A 4,810-nucleotide genomic window follows, 5' to 3' on the forward strand; every position below is an offset into this window, starting at 1 on the left:
GTCGCGGAACACGAACTGGTCCTGGAAGTACACCAGGCTGAACGAACCGTTCGGCTGTGGTRTGGCCTGTGTCACCAGGCGGGTCACGCTACCGCCGCGATAACGGGTGATGTGGTTCCAGATGACTTCCACGCCGCTTTTCGGAATCGGGAACGGAATGGCGGTTTCAAAGTTCTCCAGACCGTTACCGCCAGACACCAGATTGGTGTTGGTGGCGTTGCGCTTGATGGCGGCGAACACGTCATCCGGCACAGTGGCACCGCGGTGGGACGGATACACCGGCATCTTGAAGGTTTCCGGGTAGCGCTTGAACATCGCGTACTGGCCCGGGGCGAGCTTTTCCTTGTATTGGTCGACGTTCTGCGCCGTGATGGTGAACAGCGGTTTTTCACCCGGGTACGGATCGGACAGGAAGCCTTTGCTGTCGACGCTGCCGGCGTTCTTCGGCAACGGTTTCCAGGCCGGGATCGAACCGTCGGCGTTACCTGCCATTTCGGCGCCCATCGGGGTCAGGCTCTTGCCCAGTTTGTCGGCCTCGGCCTGAGGAACCGCTGCGATGACGCTGGTCGCCAGCAGCGAAAGACCCAGAACACCGGCGTGGAACAGACTCTTTGTTATTTTCATTTATGCGTTCGTCCTGAAAATACTGTGCTTAGAAGTTCACGCCGAGGCTGAGCGCAACGAAGTCGCGGTCATCCACGGTGGTGTACTTGCCGTCGAAGAAGTTGGTGTAAGCCAGGCTCGCGGTGTAGGTGTTCTGGTACTCGGCGTCGACACCCAGGCTCACCGCCTTGCGGCCTTCCTCGAAGTTGCCGCCAGGGCCAGGGGAGTAACCGCTCACGTCATGGGACCAGGCAACGTTCGGCTTGAGGTTCACGCCGGCAAACACGTCGTTGTATTCCCAGATGGCGCGACCGCGGTAGCCCCACGAAGTCGGGGTGGTGAAGCCTTCGTTGGTGCAGTTGCGGCTGCGGTTGTTGGTTGGCGTACCCGGGCCGGCACCGTTGATGGTGCTGGTGTTGAGCGCCACGCAGGTATCGAGCGCGCCAGAGGCTGGCAACTCACCCGGGCCGTAGACCGGATCGCGGCCATAACGAACGTCGGAAGTGCTTTCCAGGCCGCCAACGTGGGTCACGCCCACCTCACCCACCAGGGTCAGACGGCTGGCGCCCATGACCTGATCGAAGAAGTGCGTCAGGGTAGTCTGGAACTGGGTGACTTCCTTGCGACGATACCCGTGCAGGTCTTGACCCGGCACGCCGGTAAGCAGCGATGCATTGGTCAACGGATTGTTCGGGTTGTTATTGCCCAAAGGACGTACACCGGAGAACAGGATGTCGGTGGAGTTGAGCTGCACCGGAGCGTTCGGACGGTAGCTGATCTCACCGCTCCACGCCGTACCGGTAGGCAGGGTGGTGGAGAAGCTCAAGCCATACAGGCGAATGTCCTCGGGGTATTCGATGAAGTATTGCGAATTACCTGCCACCAGCAGTGGCCCGAGTGCCGCGAACGGGCCTGGAAGTCCCGCTGCAGTGTTGTAGACCGACTGAGGCGCACCGGTGGCGCTGAAGATCGGCGCACGGCTGTGGTAATTCATGAAGTAGGCGCCGAACTCGGTGTCCAGCGGATCGAACATGTACTTGAAGGACGCACCCCACTGACCGCTGTCGCGGGCATCACGATCGGGGCCACGACGCACCAGGACACCCTCTTCGTTGACGTCGACGCCGTTGGCGGCCAAAGGCCCCAGGGCAACGGCCGGAATTTGCGAGCGCTTGTTCAGCACGCGCAGGTTGTTGTCGCAGCCGTCGGCAACGATGTCTGGCTGGGAGAAAAACGTGCCGCAGTTGTCGACGACGGTCTGGTCCCATTCAATTTGATAGAACGCTTCGGCCGAGAGGTTTTCGGTCAGGCTCTGGGACACATAGAACATGTTGACCGGGATCAGGCCTTCCTTGATCTCGGCACCCGGACGGCGGAATGCAGACACGTCGATCGGGTTGATCGAGTTGATGCCACCACCGATGAAGGTACTTTCACCCCAGCTCACGACCTGCTTGCCCAGACGCACGGAGCCTGGCTGATCGGCAATGGAGTAGTTGTGGTAGACGAAGGCGTCGAGGAGTTGAGTGCCAGCGGACTTGGCGCCTTCCTTGCGACCGTCGTCGCTGATGTCCTTGAACGGACGACTTTCGTCTTTCAGTTCAAAGTCGTACCAGTATTTGCCACGGACGAAAACACCGGTATCGCCGTATTTCAGTTCAAGGTCATGGATGCCCTTGAAGATCTTCGAGAAGGTTTCCCCGCTCTTGAAGTTCAGGTGACCGTCATCAGAGGTCTGGGACAAACCCTTGCCGCCGTTGTTGACACCGATGAGGTTCTTGTTCGGCTGCTGAGTAGACCAGCTGGCACCAATCGACAGGGATGAGTCGAACTGACCTTCGATTTCACCTACGTTGAAACTGACGCCGAATGCTGGCCCGGCGAGCGTAGAGGCAAGACTGACAGCCAGGGGCAGTTTCGCCCGGCGCCAGAACTGGTTTACTGATGTCATCGACGCTACTCCATGTGCATTTTATTTTTATGGCAATGAGCACTTCTAAAAACGCTGTGGATAACCGGGAGCCATGGCATCCCAAAGTCATTCCAAAGTTGCATCGCCCCGGTTCGTGCGGTTGCTCCGTTCTTAAAAATCCTTGAACGGACTATAGCCAGCAGGTAGTAGTGCTTGATCCCTCTAAAGTGTGATTTGCAGTTGCCAGCCACTCTGGAACAGTCCTTTCGCCAGTCCGACACCCGTCGGCACGGCAAGGATGGCTGAAAAATTCGATTTGACAAGCCAAGCGCTTGCTTGGTGGGGCTGGCGTGCCCTTTCGGGCACGCCAGGAGGCGCTTAAAGCGTCGAGAGGAAGGTGCTGTTGGTGGCTTGCCATTCGGTGATGTCGACACGTATGCGCTTCTTGTCGAGTTTGCCGACGCTGGTCTTGGGAATTTCAGTAACAAGGGCGATCTGGCTCGGAATCGCCCACTTGCTCAAGTGCCCCAGCTCCACAAACGGCTTGAGGTGCTCCTTGAGTTCCCGGGCTCCGATTGCGTACCCCTCACGGAGCACCAGCAGGGCAAACGGCCGCTCGCCCCACTGCGGATCGGGGATCCCCACTACTGCTACTTCACGTACCGCCGCATGACGGCTGATCAGGTCTTCGAGGTCCAGGGAGGAAATCCACTCGCCACCGGTCTTGATCACGTCCTTGATCCGGTCACGAATGTCGATCACGCCCATGCTGTCCAGGGTCGCCACGTCGCCAGTGTGCAGCCAGCCGCCGGCCCAGAGCTCGGCGCCCTTCTGGGGTTCATTGAAATAACCCTCGGTGAGCCACGGTGCACGCAGCACCAGTTCACCCTGAGTCTCGCCGTCAGCGGGCAGGAAGTTGCCCTCGGTGTCGACGATCGCCGCCTCCACCAGCGGCCCTGGCACGCCGGCCTTGATCCGGTAAGTGGTGCGTTCGTCTTCAGTGCCGGCCATCAATTCGTCGTTGAGGTGCGCACACGACACCAGCGGCCCGGTTTCCGACATGCCGTACGCAGCGGTCAACTGAATGCCCTTGGCTTTGGCCGCCTCGTACAACGTACGGTTCAGGGCGCTGCCGCCGATGACGATTTTCCAGCCGCCGAAGTCGACATTCTGTGCGGCCTTGGCATTGAGGACCATCTGCAGGATGGTCGGCACGCAATGGGAGAACGTGACCTTCTCCTTGCGCCACAATTCCACCAGGTATTCCGGGTCATAGCGGCCGGGATACACCTGCTTGAGCCCGAGCATGGTCGCCACATACGGCAAGCCCCAGGCGTGGACGTGGAACATCGGGGTGATCGGCATGTACACGTCGTTGGTGCCCAACAGGCGCACGCTATCGATCGCGCCCATGATGGTCGACACGCCCATGGTGTGCAGCACCAATTGCCGATGGGTGAAGTACACGCCCTTGGGGTTACCGGTGGTGCCGGTGGTATAGAACGTGGTCGCGACCGAGTTTTCGTCGAAATCCTCGAAGTCGTACTGCGGGCTCGCCGCGGCCAGCAGTTGTTCGTATTCGCCGACGAGGTTCGGCAGGTCCGCGGTTTTTTCCGGCAGGTCAGTCAGCAACAGGGTTTTGTCGACCGTCGTCAGATGCCCTTCGATGGCCTTGTAGAGACCGACGAACTCGCTGTTGACCAGCACGAAGCGGTCCTCGGCGTGGTTCATGGTGTAGAGGATCTGTTCCGGCGACAGGCGCACGTTGATGGTATGGATCACCGCACCGATCATCGGGATGGCGAACATGCATTCCAGGTAACGATGGCTGTCCCAGTCCATCACACCCACGGCATCCCCGGGCTTGACCCCGGCCGCTGTCAGCACGTTGGCCAGTCGGGCCACCCGTTCGATCAGGGTCGGGTAGCTGTAGCGCAACTTGTCGCGGTAGATGATCTCGCGGGTTTTCTCATAACGGGCACCAGACATCAGCAGCCGCTTGATCAACAGCGGGTACTGGTAAGCGCCTTCGGCCGGGGGGATAACGCGAGTCTGCAACATAAGAATCCCTTTTTCTGACTGCACGGTCGTGACTGAAAGTACGCACTGTAGTGCCCTTGATCGTCAGCCAAATCAGCCAAAGGAATGATTTGCAGAGCCGCATGAATACTGGCGTTGCGCCAGCCTTCACAGAAGTTTGGTGATTGCGGTTGGACCCGGTGCAGGAGCTGCCGCAGGCTGCGATCTTTTGGCGATTCCAATAATGTTGAAGATCAAAAGATCGCAGCCTGCGGC

The 4,810-nt window shown here is 59.3% G+C and carries 3 protein-coding genes; all 3 read right to left on the reverse strand.

Annotated features, from left to right (window positions below):
- A partial coding sequence (locus AC1DVH_RS26025) for a DUF1329 domain-containing protein (protein ID WP_477756218.1) occupies positions 1-624 on the reverse strand: 624 nt, incomplete at its 3' end.
- A 28-nt stretch (positions 625-652) separates the two neighbouring features.
- The gene (locus tag AC1DVH_RS26030; protein WP_477756219.1) at positions 653-2,554 is read right to left on the reverse strand and encodes a DUF1302 domain-containing protein; all 1,902 of its coding nucleotides are present in this window, start codon (positions 2,552-2,554) and stop codon (positions 653-655) included.
- A 339-nt stretch (positions 2,555-2,893) separates the two neighbouring features.
- Entirely contained in the window at positions 2,894-4,576 is a 1,683-nt protein-coding gene (locus tag AC1DVH_RS26035; protein ID WP_477756220.1) for a fatty acid--CoA ligase, read from the reverse strand.
- Between the last annotated feature and the right edge of the window lie 234 nt (positions 4,577-4,810).

It is taken from the genome of Pseudomonas sp. P4_C3 (genome assembly GCF_056402075.1).

Coding starts and splice junctions, on each gene's coding strand:
- AC1DVH_RS26030 (WP_477756219.1), bottom strand. CDS start 2,554: ATGACATCAGTAAACCAGTTCTGGCGCCGGGCGAAACTGCCCCTGGCT.
- AC1DVH_RS26035 (WP_477756220.1), bottom strand. CDS start 4,576: ATGTTGCAGACTCGCGTTATCCCCCCGGCCGAAGGCGCTTACCAGTAC.